The following is a 20,880-nucleotide window of genomic DNA, read 5'->3' on the forward strand; positions in this document are numbered from 1 at the left end:
GGCCTGACCTTCAAGCCCGAGACGGACGACATGCGCGACGCGCCCTCCCTCGTCGTCGTGCCCAAGCTGGCCCAGGCCGGGGCTATCATCCGCGCCTACGACCCCCAGCCCTCCCATGCGCGCCAGCTCATGCCGGCCGCCACGCATTTCGCCGAAAGCGCGCTCGATGCCGCGGACGGCGCCGATGCCCTCGTGCTGCTGACCGAGTGGAACGAGTTCCGTGCCCTCTCGCCCGAGCGGCTCAAAGCCACCATGGCCGGCAACACCGTCCTCGACCTCCGCAACGCCTGGGACCCACAGGCCTTCCGTGAGGCCGGATTCCAGTACCAATCCATCGGCCGCCCCTGAGCGGCCCTGCGCCACCCACGCCAAGAGACGCCCCCCATGCCGAGCTTCAGCCACCGCTTCGACCCGACCAGCCTTCGCGAATACGACATTCGCGGCGTCGTCGGGAAAACCCTCTCGGGCGAGGATGCCTTCGCCATCGGCCGGGTCTTCGGCTCCATCGTCTCCCGCAAGGGCGGGACGAAGGTAGCCGTCGGCTATGACGGCCGCCTCTCCTCCCCCATGCTGGAGGAGCGGCTGGTCGCCGGCCTCATGGCCTCGGGCATGGAGGTGATCCGCATCGGCTGCGGGCCGACGCCGATGCTCTATTTCGCCGCCTATCACTTCGGCACGGATGGCGCCGTGATGGTGACGGGCAGCCACAACCCGCCGGACTACAACGGCTTCAAGTCCATGATCGGCAAGAAGCCCTTCTTCGGCGCCGACATCCAGACCCTGGGCCAGATGGCGGCCGGGGGCGACGTGGTGGAGGAGAAGCAGGGCTCCTCCCGCACCGTCGACATCGCCGAGGACTATGTCGCCCGCCTGCTGCAGGATTATGACGGCGGCGACCGCCAGCTGACGGTGGTATGGGACCCGGGCAACGGCTCGGGCGCCGAGATCACGAAGATGCTGGCCGGCCGCCTGCCCGGCAGGCACGTCGTCATCAACGGCGAGATCGACGGCAACTTCCCGGCCCACCATCCCGACCCGACGGTGGCGAAGAACCTCGAGCAGATCATCGCCGAGGTGGCGCGCCAGGGTGCCGATCTCGGCATCGCCTTCGACGGCGATGCGGACCGCATCGGCGTGGTGGACAATGAGGGCAACATCCTCTTCGGCGACCAGCTCCTCGTCGTGCTTGCGCGCGACGTGCTGAAGAGCAAGCCGGGCGGCACGATTATCGCCGATGTGAAGGCGAGCCAGGTGCTGTTCGACGAGGTGGCCAAGGCCGGCGGCGTGCCGCTGATGTGGAAGACCGGCCACTCGCTCATCAAGTCCAAGATGGCGGAGACGGGCGCGCCGCTGGCGGGTGAGATGTCCGGCCACATCTTCTTCGCGGACAAGTGGTACGGCTTCGACGATGCCCCTTACTCCGCCGTTCGCCTGCTCGGCATCGTCGCGCGCATGAGCGAGACGCTGTCCCAGGTGCGGGACGCGATGCCGAAGGTGATCAACACCCCGGAGCTGCGCTTCAACTGCGCCGAGGAGCGCAAGTTCGTCGTCGTCCAGGAGGTGAAGGACCGCCTGGCCGCCGAGGGCGCGAAGGTGCAGGACGTGGATGGCGTGCGCGTGCTGACCGAGGACGGCTGGTGGCTGCTGCGTGCCTCCAACACCCAGGCGGTGCTGGTGGCCCGGGCCGAGGCGAAGAGCGCCGAGGGGCTGGAGCGTCTGAAGGCGGGCATTGCGCGCCAGCTGGAAGCCAGCGGCCTCGCGGCGCCGGACTTCTCCGGGGAGAATGCGGGGCACTGATCCCGGTCTTCCTCTACGGAACCCTGCTGGACCGGCGCATCCTCGCGCGCCGGTCCGGCGACCCCCGGCTGCCCAGGGCCATGCGCCCGGCCCGTCTGCCGGGCTTCACGCGGGGGATGCTGCGCGGCACCCCCTACCCCACGCTGCTTCCCTGCCCCGGCGCCGAGCTGGACGGGATGCTGATCCGCCCTTCGCCGGACGCCATGGCGGCGCTGAAGCGCTATGAGGGCGCCTGCTACCGGTTGGTGCCGGTGCGCGTGCACGGGGCGCGCGGCGCCGTGCGGGCCCGGGCCTGGATCGTGCCGCGGTTCATGGCGCGGCCCTGAATCGGCCACCCCGCTTGCGGTGCCGCGGGGCTGCCCCAGGATGGCGCCATGCGCCGCCGTTCCCTTCTCCTGCTAATGGCCGCCACCCCGGCTGCCGCCCAGGCCCCTGCCCTGCTGCGGCCTGACGAAGCCCTGCCGCTCCTGCGGGCCGGCGGGCTGAACCTCTACATGCGCCATGCGACGACCGACCGGAGCCAGGCCGATACGGGCCGGCTGGAGGACCGGGCGGGGCAGCGCAACCTCAGCCGGGCCGGTGAGGCGATGGCGCGCGCGCTGGGCGCGGCCTTCCGGCGTCTCGGGATTCCCGTGCGGGAGGTGCTCACCAGCGAGGTCTTCCGGGCGCAGGACACCGCCCGGCTGGCCTTCGGGGAGGCCGGGATTCACCCGGCGCTGATCGCGGACGACTACACGCGGGGGGATGCGCGGCAGGACGCGGCGGAGGTTTCGCGACTGCTGGCCCAGCCGGCGCGCGGCGGCAACCGGGTGCTGGTCGGGCATATCGTCCCCCTGGGGATGATCCTTGGGCGCTCCCTGGCCCAGGCGGAGTTCCCGGAGGGCAGCCTCGCCCTGTTCCGGCCGGAGGACGGGCGATGGCGCTTCCTCGGCATCGTCCGGGCGGAGGCGCTGATCGAGGCGGCGCGGTGACGGGCGCCCCCTGACGGCCAGGGCCAGGCCCGGTAGACTCCCCGCGACCACGGAGTGAGCCGATGCTGCAACCGCCCCCCGCCGAGCCCGGCATGCGCGAGGAAGAGGTCGATACCCCGGCCCTCCTGCTCGACCTCGATGCCTTCGAGGCCAATCTGGACGCCATGGCGGCGCGGCTGGCCGGCACCGGCGCCAGGCTGCGCGCCCATGCGAAGACGCATAAGTCCGCGGTGATCGCCCTTCAGCAGATCCGGCGCGGCGCGGTCGGGCAATGCGTGCAGAAGGTGGCCGAGGCGGAGGCGCTGGCCTGGGGCGGGGTGCCCGACATCCTCGTCTCCAACCAGGTGGTGGATGCGCGGAAGCTGCGGCGGCTGGCGGCCCTTTCCGGCATCGCCAAGGTCGCGGTCTGCGCCGACGACGCGGCGGGGATAGACACGATCTCCGCGGTGGCCGAGGCGGCCGGGACGCGGATGGAGGTGCTGGTCGAGATCGATGTCGGCGCGGGCCGCTGCGGCGTCCCGCCCGGGCCGGAGGCGGTGGCGCTGGCCGAGCGGATCGCCGCCTCGCCGCATCTAACCTTCGGCGGGCTCCAGGCCTATCACGGCAGCGCGCAGCACAAGCGCAGCATCGAGGAGCGGCGCGCTGCCATTTCCTTCGCCGCGGAGGGGGTGCGGCGAACGATCGAGCAGCTGACCCAGCGCGGGTTGCCCTGCCCCATCGTCGGCGGCGCAGGGACCGGCACCTATGAGCTGGAGCTGGAGGCGGGGCTCTGGACCGAGATCCAAGCCGGCTCCTACGCCTTCATGGATGCCGACTACGCGGCCAACGGGCAGCCGCCCGCCTTCCGGCAGAGCCTGTTCGTTCTGTCGCAGGTGATGTCGGCCCCGCGCGACGGGATGGCGGTGCTGGATGCCGGGCACAAGGCCGTGGCGGTGGATTCCGGCCTTCCGCTGGTCTGGGACCGGCCGGGCATCCGCTATGTCGGCGCCTCGGACGAGCACGGCTCGCTCGTGGTGGAGGGCGGCGCGCAGCCGAAGCTGGGGGAGAGGCTGCGACTGGTGCCGGGCCATTGCGACCCGACGGTGGACCGCTACGACTGGTATGTCGGCGTCCGGAAGGGCCGGGTGGAATGCCTCTGGCCTGTTTCCGCCCGCGGCGGGATGGCCTGAACGAAAAAAGGGACCGGCGAGCCGGTCCCTTTCCAGAGTGATCCGATGGAGGCGCGGCCTAGCGCCGGGCCTGCTTCCCGCGCGGCGCGGTGGCGGCAACGGGCGCGCGGCGCGGCGCCGCCACGCGGGATGTCGTGCCGCGGGGGGCCGAGACGCGGACCATCCGCCCGCCATCGCCCTGCTCCATCACGCGGCGCGTGCTGGCGGCGCGGGCCGCGCCGGCCCGGGTGCCGACGCGCGCCACAGGGGCCGCCGCGGCACGGCCGCGCGCCGCGGCCGCCTGGGGACGCGCCGCCGCCGGCCGGGCCACGCGCAGCGAGACCTGGCGGATGTTGGAGCGGGCCGGCGCCGCCGCCTCGATCGTCGCGGCACGGGCGCGGCCGAGCACAGAGGGCGCCCGCGCCATGGCCATCGCCGCATCCGGCACGCGGGCCGGGGGCTGCACGCCCAACCGGGCGAAGCCGTCATCGAGCAGCAGGGCCGCATGGCGGTCCCGCTCCACCCAAGAGGAGCCTCCGAAGACGGAGACGAAGACGCGCTGGCCCTGGCGCTGGGCGGAGACGACGTTGTTGAAGCCAGAGGCGTTGATGAAGCCGGTCTTCACCCCGTCCACGCCTTCATACTCGCCGATCATGCGGTTGTGGCTGCGGAAGGCGTAGTTGCCGGCGCGGATGGTGGAGTTGCCGAAGTAGTGCCAGCGCTCCGGGAAATCGAGGAAGAGGCGGCGGCCGAGCGTCGCCATGTCGCGCGCCGTCGTCGTCTGGTCCCAGTCGGGCAGGCCGGAGGCGTTGCGGAAGGTGGTGTTGGTCATGCCGAGCTGACGCGCCTTCTGCGTCATCACCTGGGCGAAGCGCTCCTCGCTGCCGGCCAGGGCCTCGCCGACCGCGACCGCCACGTCATTGGCCGACTTCATCGTCAGCGCGTAGATCGCGACCTCGACCGGGATGGTCATGCCGGGCGGAACGCCGAGCTTGGAGGGCTGGCGGCTGTTCGCCTCCTCGCTGATGTAGATGCGGCTGTTCATGGTGACGCGGCCTTCGCGCATCGCCTCAAACAGCATGTAGAGGGTCATCATCTTGGTCAGCGAGGCCGGGTAGCGCGGGGCATCGGCATTGGCGCCGCCCAGCGACTGGCCGGTCCGGCCATCCATGACGAAGGAGGCGTAGCGGTCGCTGCCGATCTGGGCAGCGGCGGGATGGGCTGCCAGCAGGGCGGGCACCAGGGCGGCCGCCCAGCCAGCCCGCTTGGCCAGCGCCCGCACGCCCTCGCGCCGCCGGCCGCACCAGGCCGCCAAAGCATTCGCCATGTAGCATCCCCCTCTAGCCGGCTCCGCCCCCGCGGAAATGCCGTTGCGCACAGCCCCCCAGCCATGCAGGCCGACGATAAGGGGCCTTGGCTGCGCCTGTCCATCGCAAGTTGCAGGGAATTTCCCTACGATTCAGTTATTGCAGCATTTTTGGGGGTGGGGCCGAAAGTTTCGCGCGGATGGAAGATTTTTCATGCTGCGCTGCAAAAAACTTGTGGACCGGGCTTCGTTGCGATCGCTACAACCTCCATGTTGCAGCGCAGCAATGCCATGGTGACAATCATGGCCTGCCTCATCGGACTTCCAGGAGATGCCCCCCATGGCCAATGAATCCCCCAAGGTTGCCCGCCTCGCGGCCGAGACCGTGAGCACCGCGGCCACCACCGCCGAGACCGTCGCCGCCAAGACCACCGGCTTCGCCGATGCCGGCACCGCCCAGCTCCGCACCGCCATGGAGCGCGGCATGGAGCAGGCGACCAAGGCTGCCGAGGGCAGCTTCAAGGCTGCGCAGGACTTCGCCGAGTTCTCCCGCGGGAACGCCGAGACCCTGGCCCAGGTGGCGCAGACCTGGATGATGGGCACGCAGGACCTGGGCCGCCAGGCCTTCGCCTTCGCCCAGTCCCTGACCGACCACGCGCTCGAGGGCGCCCGCGCCATGGCTGGCGTGAAGAGCCTCAAGGAAGTGGCCGAGATCCAGGCCAGCTATGCGCGCGGCACGGTTGACCGCATGATGTCCGAGACGGCGAAGCTGCAGGAGGCCTCGCTGAAGCTGGCCGAGCAGGTCGCCACCCCCGTGACCCAGCGCGTGTCCCTGGCGATCGAGCGCGCGACCAAGCCGATCGCGGCCTAATGCCGGAAACGGCCTCCGGGGGATGACCCTGGCGGCCGGACCGCTTCCCGGATTGCTCTCCGGACCACTCCCTGGGCCCTGCCCGCCTGCCCTTCCGGGCCGGTGGGCGGGGCCCTTGGCGTTCCGGCATCCGCTTCGCCCGCCCCTGCCCTCTGGCAAGGCGTGCTCGGGCGCCCCATATCCGCGCGTGGCGAGAGACTTCACCTCGTGCGATGCGATCCGATATCCTTCCACCACAATTGAAGCGCGGCGGAGACGGCCAGCCCTTGGCAAGCCGGCCATCCGTGAGACCATGGCGGGGCGATGACAGAGCAGGACAGGCGCCCGGGCGGCATGACGGGCAACACCCCCGAGGATCCCGACAAGGATAAGGGGCCCTCCCGCCCGGCGGGGCCGCCGGGAGACGGCGGCAACGGAACCGATGGGGGCGGCCCGGCGACGGGCGTCGTGGTCAAGGCGCGTCCTCGGACGCGCAAGCCGACCATGTACAAGGTCCTGATGCTGAACGACGACTACACGCCGATGGAGTTCGTCGTGCATGTGCTGGAGCGCTTCTTCCAGAAGAACCGGGACGAGGCGACCCGCATCATGCTGCATGTCCACCGCCGCGGCGTCGGCGTCTGCGGGGTCTTCACCTATGAGGTTGCGGAGACCAAGGTAACCCAGGTCATGGACCTGGCGCGCCAGAACCAGCACCCTCTGCAGTGCACGATCGAGAAGGACTGATTCGGCAAGAGGCCGGCGAGCTTCCGGACCTTAGGCTGAAACACCGCGTAACCGACCTATCCCCTCGGCGTTCGGGGAATGGGTCACAATATAGACTTCAGACTACCGAGTTGCGGCCGCCCCAAGCTTGGCGTCCAGGGGGACGCCCTGCCGGGAGATCCCGGCGGCCGATGAGATAGGGGAGCGTCGATTATGCTGTCCCGTAACCTTGAACAGACGCTCCACCGCGCCCTTGGCCTGGCCAGCGAGCGCCGGCACGAATACGCCACGCTCGAGCACCTGCTGCTCAGCCTGGCCGAAGACACGGATGCGACGACCGTTCTCCGCGCCTGCGGCGTGGATGTGGACAAGCTGAAGCGTGACCTGGCCGAGTTCCTGGACAAGGACCTGGCCGGGCTGGTGACCGACCGCGGGGGCGACCCGAAGCCGACCGCCGGCTTCCAGCGGGTGGTCCAGCGCGCGGCGATCCACGTCCAGTCGTCCGGGCGCGATGAGGTGACCGGCGCCAATGTGCTGGTGGCCCTGTTCAGCGAGCGCGAGAGCCATGCGGTCTACTTCCTGCAGCTGCAGGACATGACCCGGCTGGACGCGGTGAATTTCATCTCCCACGGCATCGCCAAGGCCCCGGGCCGCAGCCAGACCCGCCCCGTGCAGGGCAATGCGGGCAAGGATGGCGAGGGCCAGGATGAGGGCCGCGGCAATGAGGAGCGCCGCGAGGGCGGCGCCAAGCGCGGCGGCGACGCGCTGTCGAACTACTGCGTCAACCTCAACAAGAAGGCTGGCCAGGGCAAGATCGACCCGCTGATCGGGCGCGCCGAGGAGATCGAGCGCACAATCCAGATCCTCTGCCGCCGCACCAAGAACAACCCGCTCTATGTGGGCGACCCGGGCGTGGGCAAGACTGCCATCGCCGAGGGCCTGGCCAAGCGGATCATCGAGGAGGACGTGCCCGAGGTCCTGCTCAAGTCCACGATCTACGCGCTGGACATGGGCAGCCTGCTGGCCGGCACGCGCTATCGCGGTGACTTCGAGGAGCGGCTGAAGGCCGTGGTGAACGAGCTGGAGCAGCAGCCCGGCGCCATCCTCTTCATCGACGAGATCCACACGGTGATTGGCGCCGGTGCGACCTCGGGCGGTGCGATGGATGCGTCGAACCTGCTGAAGCCGGCGCTTGCCCAGGGCACGCTGCGCTGCATCGGCTCCACCACCTACAAGGAGTACCGGCAGCACTTCGAGAAGGACCGGGCGCTCGTCCGGCGCTTCCAGAAGATCGACGTCAACGAGCCGAGCGTCGAGGATGCGGTGAAGATCCTCACCGGGCTGAAGACGAATTACGAGAAGCACCACAAGGTCAAGTACACGCCGGAGGCGATCCGCGCCGCGGTGGAGCTCTCGGCCAAGTACATCCATGACCGGAAGCTGCCGGACAAGGCGATCGACGTGATCGACGAGGTCGGCGCCTCCCGCATGCTTCTGCCGGAGGGCAAGCGGCGCAAGACCGTGACCCTCCAGGACGTGGAAAACATCGTCGCCAAGATCGCGCGGATCCCACCCAAGTCCGTGTCCACCGACGACAAGGAGACGCTCAAGAGCCTGGAGCGCGACCTGAAGTCGATGGTGTTCGGCCAGGACAAGGCGATCGAGGCCCTTTCGGCCGCGATCAAGCTGGCCCGGGCCGGGCTGCGCGACCCGGAGAAGCCGATCGGCAACTATCTCTTCTCCGGCCCCACGGGCGTCGGCAAGACGGAGGTGGCCAAGCAGCTCGCCAAGACGCTCGGCATCGAGCTGATCCGCTTCGACATGTCCGAGTACATGGAGCGGCACAGCATCAGCCGGCTGATCGGCGCGCCCCCGGGCTATGTGGGCTTCGACCAGGGTGGCCTGCTGACCGACAGCATCGACCAGCACCCGCATGCCGTGCTCCTGCTCGATGAGATCGAGAAGGCGCACCAGGATCTCTACAACATCCTGCTGCAGGTGATGGACCACGGGAAGCTGACGGACCACAACGGCAAGACGGTCGACTTCCGCAACGTCATCCTCATCATGACCACCAATGCCGGCGCGGCGGACATGGCCAAGCCCGCCATCGGCTTCGGTGCCGTGCAGCGGGTGGGTGAGGACACCGAGGCGATCAACCGGATGTTCACGCCCGAGTTCCGCAACCGCCTGGATGCGGTGGTGCCCTTCGCCAATCTGTCCCCGGAGATCGTGGGCAACGTCGTCGAGAAGTTCGTGATGCAGCTGGAGGCCCAGCTCGCGGACCGGAACGTGACGATCGAGCTGTCCTCGGCCGCCAAGGAGTGGCTGGCGGAGAAGGGCTATGACCGCCTCTATGGCGCGCGGCCGCTGGCCCGCGTGATCCAGGAGTACATCAAGAAGCCGCTGGCCGAGGAGCTGCTCTTCGGCAAGCTGGTGAAGGGTGGCGCGGTGAAGGTGGGGCTGAAGGACGACGCCCTGACCTTCGACATCGCCGAGGCGCCGCCACCGGCGCTGCCCAAGCCCGAGGAGGGCCAGGGTGGCAGCGAGGGTGGTTCCGATGGCGACGGCGAGGCCGAGCGCGAGCCGGAGGCGGCGGGTTGACCCGCCGCCCCTCCGGGGCTCTATAGCAACGCGTTCATGAACTTGGCGTAGAGGTCGGCGAATGGGGGGACGTCTCGGAGCCTTACTGGGGCCCCTTGGTCTGATTATTATCGGCATGCTGGTCCTGGCCGCCGTCCTTACTCTTGCGCGCCGTCGTCTCGGCGGACGCGGCGGCAGCATCGATCCGATGGGGATTGATGCGGACGGGGATGGCGGGGAAGCCAGGGATGGCCGCCCCATCGTCCTCCCGGATTTCCGGACCTTCCTCGACCGTTTCGCCTTCCCACGCCGCGAGGCCAATCCGTATTGGGAGCGGCTGGATGGCGCGATGGGCGTGCCCGGGAAGCCAGTCGCCTGGTTCGAGCGCAACGGCACGGTTTATGGAGTGAATGGCGAAACCACCTTCGCGGCGCTGGAGGCGATCGATGCCTGGATGCGCGCGAATCCGGGCGAGGACCCCTTCGAGGTCGTGACCGGAAAGGGTGCGAAGGGCCGTTTGACTGCCCGGCCCGAGATCGGCTGGACGGACAAGAAGGCCCTCCGGATCGAGACCGGTTGAGTGCGCGGCGCGCCGCGTCTCCAGCCAGCGCCGGATGTCGTCGAGCACCGGCGCGCCTTCCAAGCCCAGGGCGCGCAGAGGCGGCGCCAGGGCCGCGCCGATCCCCACATGGCCGAGCCCGGGATAGAGCCGGGTAGTGACGGACACGCCCTGCGCGCTGGCAAGGCTCGCGAAGCGCGTGGCCTGGGCGGGCCGGACGGTGTGGTCGGCCTCCCCCTGTAGCAGCAGGAGAGGTGGCGCTCCCCGGATCGCCAGCGGGTCAGCCGGCGCCACGCGGGCATGACCCTCCGGGGCTGACGTGAAGATGCCGCGCGGGTCGTCCTCAGGCCCGAACGCGTAGGGCCCGGCCAGGCCGATGGCGCCGGCCAGGGTAGCCCGCCCATCGCCCAGCCACCGAGGATCGGTCGCGAGGGCAAGGGCGATGAAGGCTCCGGCCGAATGGCCGATGAGGAAGACGAAGCGCCCCTTTCCCTCTCCGGCGCGAATGGCCCTCACGGCGGCGGCGCCATCCTCGACGAAGGCCGGCCAGCGCACCTCCGGGAACAGGCGATAGTCCGGCACCGCGACCAGCACGCCGAGCGAGGCGAGCGAGCGCGCGGCGAAGGCATAGTCGGCCCGTTCGCCGGCGCGCCAGCCGCCGCCATAGAAGAAGATGAGAAGCGGCGCGTCCGGTGCGGCGCCTTCGGGGGTGTAGAGGTCGTAGCGCGCCCGGTCCCCGGCCCCGTAGGGCAGCCCGGCGGATACGCGAGTGCCGCCGGCGGGTGTCAGCCCGTTCGCAAGGTCAAATGGAGAGCAGGCGGTGGCCACCAGCGGCAGGGAGAGCAGAAGGCGGCGCGGGATCATCCGGGGGACAACGCCGGGCCTGGGCGGCTTGTTGCCCCCGCTGTTGCCCCCCGTCCCGTTCAGGGCCGGTCGCGCAGCAGCTCCCGCATGCGGCGGGCATCCGCGGGCGTGACGGCGGGGGCGGCATTGCCCCAGGCGTTGCGGACATAGGTGGTGACGGCCGCGGCCTGCTCGTCGTTCAGGCGCCAGCCGAAGGCCGGCATGGCCGGTGAGGTAGGCGCATGCGGCGTGTAGGCGGCGCGCACGCCCTGGAGCACTACGCGAAGCACCGTCTCGCTGCCCTCCTGCTGCACCACCTGGCTGCCGGCCAGACGGGGGAACATGTTCGGTACGCCCTGGCCGGTCCGGGTGTGGCAGGCCATGCAGCGGTCGACATACAGCGCCTCGCCGATCTTCATCCGGTCATCCTCAGCGGCGATCGGGGTGCGGGCGGGCGGCGCCGGGGCCTGGGCCGGCGGCTCCTTCAGATAGACGGCGATGGCGCGCAGGTCGGGGTCGGTCATGAGTCCGGTGGAGTATTCCACCACCTCCGCCATCGGGCCGGAGGCGGCGCTACGGGCGTTGCGGCCGGTCCTGAGATACTCGACGATCTCCTCGACGCTCCAGTTGCCCAATCCGGTGCGCTGGTCGCCCGTCAGGTTGGTGGCGAACCAGCCCTGAAGGGGGCCGCCGGCAAAGCGATCGCCCGAGCGGTCGCCGCCCAGCATGTTCTTCGGCGTGTGGCAGGCGCCGCAATGACCCGGCCCTTCCACGATATAGGCGCCCCGGTTCCATTCGGCGGAGCGGTTGGGATCGGCGCGGAACTCCTCGGGCCGGAAGAACAGTGCGTTCCAGGCGAGCATCGAGGCGCGGATGTTGAAGGGGAAGGGCAGCGTGTTGCGGTCCACCGCGTTCCGCACCGGCTCGAGCGTGTTGAGATAGGCGAAGATGGCGTCGGTGTCGTCGCGGCTCATGCGCGTGAAGTAGGTGTAGGGGAAGGCAGGATAGAGGCGGGCACCGTTGGGGCGGATGCCCTCGTGCATCGTGCGGTAGAACTCGTCGGCGGACCAGGTGCCGATGCCGGTCTCGCGGTCCGGCGTGATGTTGGGCGTGGTGATCAGGCCGAAGGGGGTCTCGATCGGGCGACCTCCGACGAAGCCCTGGGCGCCCCTCTTCTCGCCATTCGGGTTCATGTGGCAGGCCACGCAGTCGCCGAGCACGACGAGGTAGCGGCCGCGCTCGACGGCCGCGAAGTTGTCGGGCGCCGCGTTCAGCGGGGTGATGCCGATCAGGGCCGCGAGGCCCGTGGCGGCGGCGAGGAGACGCGCGCGCATCAGGCTTGCACCAGCGGCTGTCCGGGGTTCTTCAGGTACTGCTGGGTGATGGCGTCCGCCGCATAATAGGCCAGTGCCCCGACCGTGCCCGTGGGGTTGTATCCGGCATTCTGCGGGAAGGCGGATGCGCCAAGCACGAAGACGTTCGGCATGTCCCATACCTGCTGGAACTTGTTCACCGCGGAGGTCCGGGGATTGTCGCCCATGATCGCGCCGCCCGTGTTGTGCGTGGTCTGGTAGGGCACGACGTTCCAAGGGCCCCGCTTGGGCGTGGCGACGATCTGCTTCGCGCCCATCGCGCGCATGATCGGCACCATCTTGTCCGTCACATAGGCCGACATGCGCTCCTCATTCGCCTTGAAGTCGAAGGTCATGCGCAGAAGTGGGCGGCCCAGCCGGTCCTTATAGGTGGGGTCGAGGTCCAGGTAGCAGTCGCGATAGGACATGTTGCTGCCCTGGCTGCCGACATTCGTCGTGGTCAGGTAGTTGTCCCGCGTGGCCTTCTTCCAGGCGCTGCCCCAGCGCGGCGTGCCCGGGGGCACGGGGCGCGCGGAGATCGGGCGCGCGTGGAAGGTGCTGCAATTGATGTTGGCACCGCCCACGAAGTTCAGGCCGGTATGGTCGAAATTGTCGCCGTTGTACTCGTCGCAGGTCATGCCCAGCGAGCCCGCGCCGGCCCAGGAATTGAACAGCTGGTTGTCGAAGTAGCCGTTCACCGAAGAATTGGCCTGATAGGCGTAGTTCTTGCCGATCACGCCCTCATTCGTGTTCGGGTCATAGGGGCGCCCGATGCCGGAATAGAGCATCAGCCGGACGTTCCAGAGCTGGTAGGCGGCGAGGATCACGAGGTCCGCCGGCTGCTCCCATTCCTCGCCCTGGGCGTCCACATAGACCACGCCCGTGGCGGTGCGGCCATCCGGGCTCTTGAGCACGCGGACCACCTCGCATTCCGTGCGCGCCTCGAAGCCGGGATGGCGCATCAGCACGGGCAGGACGGTGGTTTGCGGCGAGGACTTCGAGTAGTTCGCGCAGCCGAAGCGTTCGCAGAACCCGCAATAGGTGCAGGGCGCGAGGGTGACGCCAAGCGGGTTGGTGTAGGCCTGCGACATATTGGCCGAGGGCAGCGGGAAGGGCTTGAAGCCCAGCTCGGTCGTCGCGCGCTGGAACAGGTTCTGCGCGTGCTGCATCTTCAGCGGCGGCGTCGGATAGGGGCGACTGCGCCAGCCCTCGAAGGGGTTCCCGCCGGGCAGGATCTGGCCCTTGACATTGCCGGCCTCGCCGGAAATGCCGGCGAGATACTCGAACCGGTCATAATAGGGCTCGAGCTCGTCGTAGGTGATGCCCCAGTCCTGGATGCTGTGGTTCTCGGGGAAGATCCCCTCGCCATAGCGCTCGAGGTAGTGGCTGCGGATGTTGAAGTCGCTGGGCAGGAAGCGCCAGGTGTGGCCGTTCCAGTGCACGCCCGCGCCGCCGACGCCGTTGCCGGGCAGGAAGCTACCCCAGCGCCGGATGGGCAGTGCCTCCTGGTCCATGCGGTTGCGCGCGGTGACAGTGTCCTGCGCGGTGCGCACGAAGAGGTCGTGGCGGATGCCGTAGCGCAGCTCGTCGGGCGCGGTGCCGATGTTGAAGTCGGACGCCGTGTCGCGCCACGGCCCGCGCTCCAGCGCGACCACCTGGAGCCCGGCCTGGCAGAGTTCGTGGCCCATGATCGCGCCGGTCCAGCCGAGCCCGACGATGACGGCGTCCTTGCGAGGAAGGCGGCGCATCACCCGCGCCCTCCCGCGCGGTTCCAGTCGGGTCTTCCGATGAGGCTGACGGGCGGCAGGGTGTAGCGGGTGTTCGGCCGCTCCAGCACATCGCGGAAGTCGTAGCGCGTGCCGGGGAAGCCGATGAGCTTCCAACCAGCCATGTCGCGGTTCCCGCCATAGATCGGGTCCGCGAAGAAACCCTCCATCGTGTTGTTAAAGATCAGGTCGAAGATCTCGCTGCCGTTGAACTCGGGCGTGTTGACCTCGCGCTTCTCGAGGGAGGTGAGAAGGCGGTCCAGCTCCTCGCCGGAAAGCTGGGGGATGCCGCGGCCGCCGAAGTTGCGCGAGACATGCGCAGCCAGCCCCGCGAGACCTTTGCGATAGGCCTGGGCCGGGGTGAGTGGCGATTGGAATCCCTGGGTGGGGAGCGGCCTCTCGGGGAAGGGCCCCTGCATGTAGACTCCCTCGGCGCGGCCATAGGGGCCGGCAAGCTGCCGGTCGATGAAGACGGCGCAGCCGGCTTCCTTCCCGCCCGGCCCCAGCTCGTCCTGCGGGATCAGACGATCGACAATGGCCTCGATTGCGGAGGCTTCATCCGGCGTGAAGAAGAGCCACGGCCCAGGGCGCACCTCGGGGGGCGGATAGACCTCGTTGCCTGTCCAGGGGAGGCCCTGGATGGTGCGGGCGGAAGCGGCCGCGGCGACGAGGCCCATCAGGGCGGTGGTGGCGGTGAGGAGGGTTCGTCGGGAGAGACGCGCGTCGGACATCTGGAACCCCTCGCTGCGGACATTCATCCGCTTTCACGGCTGCAAGCCGTGACGTGCGACAAGGTTGCGGCGCGCGAAAGGGCCTCCGCATTGCGATGTGTTAATTCCGCGCCATGGGGGTATCACGCGGCCGGGAAACGCGAGGCACGCCAAGCGCTTCCGGCCGATTCACGAATGCGTGCTGCTCAGCTCAGCGCGTCGCGCGCATGCAGGAGCCTGGCCTTTCCGCTGCTATCGAGGCTGGGGAATTGCAGGTCGAGCGACTCCATGGCGCCCGCCACGGCTTCGGCGATGAGAAGGCGCGCGAGCCATTTGCGGTCGGCGGGGATAATGAACCAGGGCGCATGCGGCGCGGCGGTCGCGCGGATCGCCTCGTCATAGGCGAGCACGTAGTCGCCGCGGCGTGCGCGATCGGCGAGGTCGCCGGCCTGGAACTTCCAGTTCTTCGCGGGGTCGTCGATGCGGGCGAGCAGCCGCTCGCGCTGCTCCTCCTCCCCGAGATGGAGGTAGAATTTCAGGATCAGCATGCCCTGCCGCGAGAGATAGCGCTCGTGCGCCGCGATATCCTCCAGCCGTTCCGCCCAGATCTGCGGCCCGGTGAGGTTGGCGGGCAGCGGCGCGGCCTGGAGCACGGAGGGCTGCACGCGGGGCACCAGCACCTCCTCGTACCAGGAGCGGTTGTGCACGCCGACCCGGCCACGGCGCGGCAGCGCCACGTCGTGACGCCAGAGATAGCCGTGCGAGCGCTCGAGCGTGCTCGGCGCCGAGAAGGATTCCACATGCACGCCCTGCGGGTTCACGCCGGAGAAGACATGCTTGATCGCGCCATCCTTCCCGCTGGCATCCATGCCCTGGAGGATGCAGAGCACGGACCAGCGCGCATCCGCATAGAGCCGCTCCTGCTGGGCCGAGATGCGGGCGACGACCCCCGCCAGCGCCTCCTCGCCCTCCTTCTTGGAGAGGCCGAGGCCGCCAGCCTCATCGCTGCGGCGGTCGGCCAGGGAAAAGAGCGCGCCATCGGTCACGCGGCAGGCAGTGGCGGCGCCGCGGAGGTCGGGCTGGATGGGCATGGAGGCTTCCGTACAGGTGCTGGTCCGGCAGCAACGCGCGGCGCGGTCAAGGGATATCGAGCGTCACGCTCACGGGGCAATGGTCGGAGAGGCGGCGGCGCCATTCGGGTTCGCGCTCCGCATAGACCATCACCCGCAGGCTGCCCGGCCGCATCCATCCCCGCGCGGGGCCGCCGAGCAGGATGTGGTCGATGAAGGGACGGCCGCCCCAGCACGGGTTGGAGCGGCCGGCGGTCGCGCGGGTGAGTGGCGCCGTGGCTTCGAGCAGGGGCAGGATGGCCGGGTCGCGGTCGAAGCGGCGGTTGAAGTCTCCGGCGATGGCGAAGGCCTCCCCGGCGGCCTGCCGCTCCCCGATCCAGTCCGCCAGGATCGCGGCCTGGCGGGTGAGGCTGTCGCATTCGCGGCCGCGGTCATCCGGTTCCCGACAGCCGGCATTCAGGTGCAGGGAGAGGACCCGAAGCGCCGAGGGCCCCTCCCCGACCGTCACGGCCACGCCGCGGCGGAGAGAGAAGCGGGCGCCGGCGCGGAGGTCGAGCGCGGCCAGGTCGGGGTTCTGCCGGGCCGGGAGGGTGCGGCGGACGGCGATGCCGGCGCGCTGCACATCCCTCTCATCCGGGAAGAAGAAGCGCCACTGGGCCGGATCCAGCACCAGGGCCGCGGCTTCGGGCCCATCCACCTCCTGCAGGGCGATGACATCGGCCGCGAGGCGGCTGGCATAGCCGCGCAGGCGCGCGAGGTCGTCGCGCTCGCGGATGGTGACATCCCGCGGCAGGTCGGAATCTCCGGCGCTCCGGGTGGTGAGCCAGGCGATGTTCCATGTGGCGAGCTTCAGCTCCGCCGCGCCGGTCGGGGATGCGAGAAGGAGAAGGGCGAGGAGGAGGCGCAGCATGGTGGGGATGTGCCCCTGGCGAGGCCCGCGCTCAATCCTCGACGCAGAAGGGATTCATGCTGCGCTCCCACCCTCCGTTCAGGGAACAGGCGGTGCAAGCGCCGAGGAGGAGGGGAAGGGCCAGGAGGGAGAGGCGCATCAGGCGGATCATGCCCGCATCCTGCGCAGGGCCTGGCCGGGCGGTCACTCGCAATCGGCGGTTAGACCAGGGTCGGCTGCGGTTCGTCGGATGGGGCTAGCTCCAGCAGCCGCGCCCCGCAGGCGAGAAGATAGTCCGCGACCCCATCCATCTCCGCTGCGTGGCGCGTCGGGTCGTGCCAAGGGCCGTCCGAGGCGGGGCTGCCGGCGGGCACCCAAATCACCGTTTCGTATCGCGCACGGGTCAGCAGCACGCGGTAGGTATTGAGGATGAAGGCGTGCTCCGTTTCGTTCCGCACGGCCTGCCAACGCGCGCCGGAGAGGCTTCGCATCTGCCAGGCCGAGGGGCTCCGGAGCATGTCGCCGCCCCAGGCCAGCCCCACCTGGTCCAGCTCCAGCCCCTGGCAGTCATATTCGGTGGCGTAGGTTTCCAGCGCGTCCGAGGCGCGGATATCGGGCCAGCGGTCGAGGAACCAGTGCGGCATATCGGCGGCCTGCACGCCCAGCCCCTCCGCCCGCAGTCGCCGCGCGCCCGAGGAGGCGACGAGACCCGAGCGGCGCAGGCCGCGCGAGAGTTGGCGCAGGCCGGCGCGCATTGCCGCAAGGTCCCGCGTGAGGAAGTAGGGCACGCCGCCGCTCTCCCGCGCGAGGCGCGCCGCGCCCGCCACGTCGCCCGAGAGAACCGCATCGACCCAGGGCGCCCCCTGCGGATCCCGCACAGACCGCATCGGGACGGTGAGGTCCAGCGCATCATCCAGCGTCAACCAGGGTTGCGGCCCGTCCGCGAGGCGCTGCGGTGCCAGTGGCGCAGACAGGGTTCGGTGCGGCGCCACGGCTCGCCAACCCGGAGTGGCGGCAATGACGCGTCCCCACTCGGCCAGCCCGCCCTCGCCCGTGTTGATCTCCTGACCGTTGCCGATCAGGGCGACGATCACGGACCAGTCGGCGTGGCGCCCCATGATCTCCAGCGTATGGGCGGGCTCACTGTCCCGCAGCCGGCTCGCGCCGCGCCTCTGGGAGGGTTTGGTGGCCTGGGCGCGGTCCCAGGCCCGCTGGGCCTCGTCGAAAACGATGACGCGCGCCTCGGGCCGTTCCGCCGGGCGCTCCACATAGTGTTCCAGGAAGCGGTGGACATTCTGCAGCGCGGTCACGGCCTGCCCGCGTGACTGGGTACGGCGTCGGCCGCCCTCGGGCGCGGCCTGGCGCACGAGGCTTTCGCGCAGCACCTCCACCAGCGGCGTATTGCCCGTGAGGAAGGCGGCTCCGTCATCCCGAAGCGCCCCGAAGACGATGTGCAGGCCGCACAGCGTCTTTCCCGCGCCCGGAATGCCGGTGACGAAGATAACCCGATGCTCGCCCGCCGTTCGCGCCGCCTCGATCGCCTGGCGCACCGCCTCGGTGGTGCGGGTCAGGTTGGCGGCGTCGGCGCGGGCGGAGACCATCTCGGCGCTGCGATGCCGGTCGAACAGCATCGCGGCGGCTTCGAGGACATTGGGAACAGGGCGATAGGGCGCGGCGAGCCAGACGGCATGGTCCAGCGGCGCCGCGGGCGGGCCGATGGAGGCCTCGATGGACAGGAGGACATCGCCCAGCGTCCGGTTGTTCGCCAGGAACGGATGGGGCGGCACGCCATGCCAGAGCAGCGGCGGCTCGAAACCCGTGGGCGGCGCGTGGGTCGCCACCAGCACGGGCACGATGGGCAGGGTCCGGCAGCCCTCATGGAAGTCGCGCAGGTCCAGCGCATAGTCCTCCGCCTGCCGGCGGTCGGCCAGGCTGTAGGCGGTGGCGCCATCCTTCACCTCCAGCACCAGGACGGCGCGGTCGGTCAGGATCACGCAGTCGGCGCGCTTCTCCAGCCGGAGGAGGTCGTATTCCAGCATCACCGTCCAACCCACGGCCCGGGGGTCCGCGAGGGCGGACTGGAGGAGGCGGGCGGTGGAGACCCAGGCCGCGCGCTGCGTGAGTTCCAGCGTGGCATGGCGGGCAGCCTGGGCGTAGGCCAGCCGGGCCGAGACGTCCTCGGGTGAGAGGGCGAGGAGCTCCGGCACAGTCAGCGTCAGCCAGGGTCTCAGCGCACCCTCCTCTCGGGCCAGGTGGCCAGCAGCATGCTGGCCAAGAGCAGGACGAAGCCCAGGGCGTGGGTCGCGGTCGGGGCCTCGCCCAGGAAGAGGATGGCTGCCAGCGCGGCGGTCGCCGGAAGGAAGACGGTGAAGACGCCCGCGATTCTGGCCGGGGCGCGGCGCAGCCCGCCATACCAGAGCAGCAGAGAGAGCAGGCTGGCCGTCAGCCCGTGGAAGACCAGCAGCGCCAGGAGGGTGGGGTCGGCCAGCCGCGCGGCGGCGCCGGCCTCCGGCAGCCAGGCCGGGAGGAGGAGCGCGGCGGAGAAGCCCTGCATCCAGAGGCTGGCGGTGAGCAGGGGCAGCGCCCCGGCCGCCCGCTTGGCGAGAAGGACATAGGCGGCTTCCCCGCAGACGCCGAGGAAGATGAGGGCGTTCCCGAGCGGGCTGCCCCCCTCCCCTTCGCCGCCGCGGGCGAGGACGATGGCGCCCATGCCGATGCCGGCCAGCGCCACCGCCGCCCAGCCCCGCGGCGTCACGCGTTCCCGCAGCCACCAGGCGCTGCCCAGGGCCACGACGGCGGGCATGGTGGCGAGGACGAGCCCGCCTTCCAGCGCCGTGGTGAAGCGCAGGCCCGCGAGCAGGGCGGCATTATAGAGCAGCGTGCCCGCGACCGCCTGGAGGAGCAGGTTGCCGAGCACCCCGCGGCGCGGCCGCACCATGCCATCGCGCCAGAGGGCAAGGGGCAGCAGCACGGCGCAGGCGATGAGGCAGCGCAGGCCGAGGATGAGGGGAATGGGCAGCGCCCCGGCCAGCGTCTTGGCGACGGCGACATTCGCGCCGGTCAGGATCATCGAGCCGGCGAGCTGGGCATAGGCGGTCAGCACGCCCTGTTCAGCATTCGGCGGCCCCGTCGCGGCGATAGGGAGAGAGGGAGCCGAGCTCGGCCATTTCCGCCTCGATGGCCGCACGCTCGTGACGCAGCGAGTCCGCGACCGCGCGCCGCAGGCCGGGATGGGCGATGAGATGCGCGGAATAGGTGGGCACGGGGCGGTATCCGCGCTGGATCTTGTGCTCGCCCTGCGCGCCGGCTTCCACGCGACGCAGGCCATGGGCGATGGCGAAGTCGAGTGCCTGGTAGTAGCAGAGCTCGAAGTGCAGGAAGGGCGCCTCCACCAGGCTGCCCCAGTTGCGGCCGTAAAGGGCGTCGGCGCCCATGAGGTTCAGCGCGCCGGCCACGGGCACGCCGTCGCGCTCCGCGATCATCAGCACAACCCGGTCGCCCATGCGCTCGCCCATCAGCGGCCAGAAGCGGGCGGTGAGGTAGGCGCTGCCCCATTTGCGGTCGGTGGTGCTGCGATAGAACTTGTGGAAGCGGCGCCAGATCTCGGGCGTGATCTCGCCGCCCCGCAGGGTGCGGATGGTGAGGCCCGCCGACTGCGCGTCGCGGCGTTCGCGGCGGATCGCCTTGCGCTTGCGGGAGGAGAGCGCGGCGAGGAAGTCGTCGAAGCTCGCATAGCCCTCATTGGTCCAGTGGAACTGCATGCCGGTGCGCTGCAGCCAGCCGGAATCGCCCAGCGCCTCCCATTCCTCGCGCGTGCAGAAGGTGACGTGGCAGGAGGAGAGCTTCAGCGCCTCGGTCGCCTGGGCCAGGGCCTGGCCGAGCGCGGCATGCGGCACGCCCGTGCCGGGGCGCAGCATCAGCCTTGGGCCGGGAACGGGGGAGAAGGGCACGGCCACCTGGAACTTCGGGTAGTACTCTCCGCCCGCATTCTCGAAGGCCCGGGCCCAGGCGTGGTCGAACACGTATTCGCCGTAGGAATGGCCCTTCACATAGGCAGGCGCGACCGCGACCAGCGCGCCGGAAGAATCGCGCAGGGCGAGGTGCTGCGGCAGCCAGCCCGTGCGCGGGCCGGTACAGCCGGATTCCTCCAGGGAGAGGAGGAAGGCATGGGAGGTGAAGGGGTTCGCGGTCTCGTCGCAGGCATCCCATTCCTCGGCCGGGATGTCGGCGATGCCGGGATGCAGCGAGAGGGTGAGCTCAGAGGGCATGCTGGCCCATGTGCGCCGGATGGCGCGCGGTGCAAGCGTTGT

General features: G+C 70.1%; 19 protein-coding genes. 9 read left to right on the forward strand and 10 right to left on the reverse strand.

The genetic code is table 11. From position 1 onward, the window contains the following. The 5 genes from BUB97_RS14085 to BUB97_RS14105 form a co-directional block, all read left to right on the forward strand. A partial coding sequence (locus tag BUB97_RS14085; RefSeq protein WP_245818305.1) for a UDP binding domain-containing protein occupies positions 1–348 on the forward strand: 348 nt, incomplete at its 5' end. A 36-nt stretch (positions 349–384) separates the two neighbouring features. Continuing rightward, positions 385–1,797, forward strand: coding sequence for a phosphoglucomutase/phosphomannomutase PgmG (gene pgmG / locus BUB97_RS14090; protein ID WP_073135815.1), 1,413 nt, complete (start codon positions 385–387; stop codon positions 1,795–1,797). After that, positions 1,797–2,123: a gamma-glutamylcyclotransferase family protein gene (locus BUB97_RS26240; RefSeq protein ID WP_277614033.1), complete on the forward strand. Its 327-nt coding sequence runs from the start codon at positions 1,797–1,799 to the stop codon at positions 2,121–2,123. The genes pgmG and BUB97_RS26240 overlap by 1 nt, the downstream gene beginning before the upstream one ends. Positions 2,124–2,171: 48 nt before the next feature. Further along, a complete protein-coding gene (locus BUB97_RS14100) occupies positions 2,172–2,768 on the forward strand; it encodes a histidine phosphatase family protein (RefSeq protein ID WP_073135819.1) in 597 nt (198 codons plus the stop codon). A 62-nt stretch (positions 2,769–2,830) separates the two neighbouring features. After that, positions 2,831–3,937 (forward strand): DSD1 family PLP-dependent enzyme, encoded by a 1,107-nt coding sequence (locus BUB97_RS14105; RefSeq protein ID WP_073135821.1) that lies wholly within the window; start codon positions 2,831–2,833, stop codon positions 3,935–3,937. Positions 3,938–3,995: 58 nt separating this feature from the next. Here BUB97_RS14105 and BUB97_RS14110 read toward each other — a convergent pair whose 3' ends face one another. Continuing rightward, on the reverse strand, positions 3,996–5,243 hold the full coding sequence (locus BUB97_RS14110) for a D-alanyl-D-alanine carboxypeptidase family protein (protein ID WP_073135823.1): 1,248 nt from the start codon (positions 5,241–5,243) through the stop codon (positions 3,996–3,998). A 63-nt stretch (positions 5,244–5,306) separates the two neighbouring features. On the opposite strand from BUB97_RS14110, the gene BUB97_RS25870 reads away from it, so the two are divergent. From BUB97_RS25870 to clpA, 4 genes are all read left to right on the forward strand, one after another. After that, a complete protein-coding gene (locus BUB97_RS25870; RefSeq protein ID WP_139281347.1) occupies positions 5,307–5,573 on the forward strand; it encodes a hypothetical protein in 267 nt (88 codons plus the stop codon). Further along, positions 5,563–6,093: a phasin family protein gene (locus tag BUB97_RS14115; protein ID WP_073135824.1), complete on the forward strand. Its 531-nt coding sequence runs from the start codon at positions 5,563–5,565 to the stop codon at positions 6,091–6,093. Before BUB97_RS25870 ends, BUB97_RS14115 begins: the two co-directional genes overlap by 11 nt. A 333-nt stretch (positions 6,094–6,426) precedes the next feature. Then, positions 6,427–6,819 carry an ATP-dependent Clp protease adapter ClpS gene (gene clpS, locus BUB97_RS14120; protein WP_245818306.1) on the forward strand — a complete coding sequence of 131 codons (393 nt, stop codon included), beginning with the start codon at positions 6,427–6,429 and terminating at the stop codon, positions 6,817–6,819. Positions 6,820–7,011: 192 nt separating this feature from the next. Continuing rightward, the gene (clpA, locus tag BUB97_RS14125) at positions 7,012–9,402 is read left to right on the forward strand and encodes an ATP-dependent Clp protease ATP-binding subunit ClpA (protein ID WP_073135828.1); all 2,391 of its coding nucleotides are present in this window, start codon (positions 7,012–7,014) and stop codon (positions 9,400–9,402) included. An 82-nt stretch (positions 9,403–9,484) separates the two neighbouring features. Here the strand turns inward: clpA and BUB97_RS14130 are convergent, their stop codons facing one another. From BUB97_RS14130 to BUB97_RS14170, 9 genes are all read right to left on the reverse strand, one after another. After that, complete coding sequence (locus BUB97_RS14130; protein WP_073135830.1) at positions 9,485–10,804, reverse strand: alpha/beta hydrolase; 1,320 nt, start codon at positions 10,802–10,804, stop codon at positions 9,485–9,487. A 59-nt stretch (positions 10,805–10,863) separates the two neighbouring features. Beyond that, positions 10,864–12,117, reverse strand: coding sequence for a c-type cytochrome (locus BUB97_RS14135; RefSeq protein ID WP_073135832.1), 1,254 nt, complete (start codon positions 12,115–12,117; stop codon positions 10,864–10,866). Beyond that, positions 12,117–13,883, reverse strand: coding sequence for a GMC family oxidoreductase (locus tag BUB97_RS14140; RefSeq protein ID WP_086062198.1), 1,767 nt, complete (start codon positions 13,881–13,883; stop codon positions 12,117–12,119). Before BUB97_RS14140 ends, BUB97_RS14135 begins: the two co-directional genes overlap by 1 nt. Then, positions 13,883–14,632: a gluconate 2-dehydrogenase subunit 3 family protein gene (locus BUB97_RS14145; protein WP_073135995.1), complete on the reverse strand. Its 750-nt coding sequence runs from the start codon at positions 14,630–14,632 to the stop codon at positions 13,883–13,885. The genes BUB97_RS14140 and BUB97_RS14145 overlap by 1 nt, the downstream gene beginning before the upstream one ends. Positions 14,633–14,817: 185 nt before the next feature. Beyond that, on the reverse strand, positions 14,818–15,702 hold the full coding sequence (locus BUB97_RS14150) for a PPK2 family polyphosphate kinase (protein WP_073135836.1): 885 nt from the start codon (positions 15,700–15,702) through the stop codon (positions 14,818–14,820). Between the two features lie 46 nt (positions 15,703–15,748). Further along, on the reverse strand, positions 15,749–16,591 hold the full coding sequence (locus BUB97_RS14155; RefSeq protein WP_073135837.1) for an endonuclease/exonuclease/phosphatase family protein: 843 nt from the start codon (positions 16,589–16,591) through the stop codon (positions 15,749–15,751). Between the two features lie 200 nt (positions 16,592–16,791). Then, positions 16,792–18,777 (reverse strand): DUF2075 domain-containing protein, encoded by a 1,986-nt coding sequence (locus tag BUB97_RS14160; RefSeq protein ID WP_245818307.1) that lies wholly within the window; start codon positions 18,775–18,777, stop codon positions 16,792–16,794. A gap of 20 nt (positions 18,778–18,797) precedes the next feature. Next, entirely contained in the window at positions 18,798–19,673 is an 876-nt protein-coding gene (locus BUB97_RS14165) for a DMT family transporter (RefSeq protein WP_073135839.1), read from the reverse strand. A 7-nt stretch (positions 19,674–19,680) separates the two neighbouring features. After that, positions 19,681–20,838, reverse strand: coding sequence for a GNAT family N-acetyltransferase (locus BUB97_RS14170; protein ID WP_073135841.1), 1,158 nt, complete (start codon positions 20,836–20,838; stop codon positions 19,681–19,683). Positions 20,839–20,880 lie beyond the last annotated feature (42 nt).

Origin of the sequence: Muricoccus roseus, assembly GCF_900141905.1 — a bacterium.
In the GTDB taxonomy this organism is placed as follows: domain Bacteria; phylum Pseudomonadota; class Alphaproteobacteria; order Acetobacterales; family Acetobacteraceae; genus Roseomonas; species Roseomonas rosea.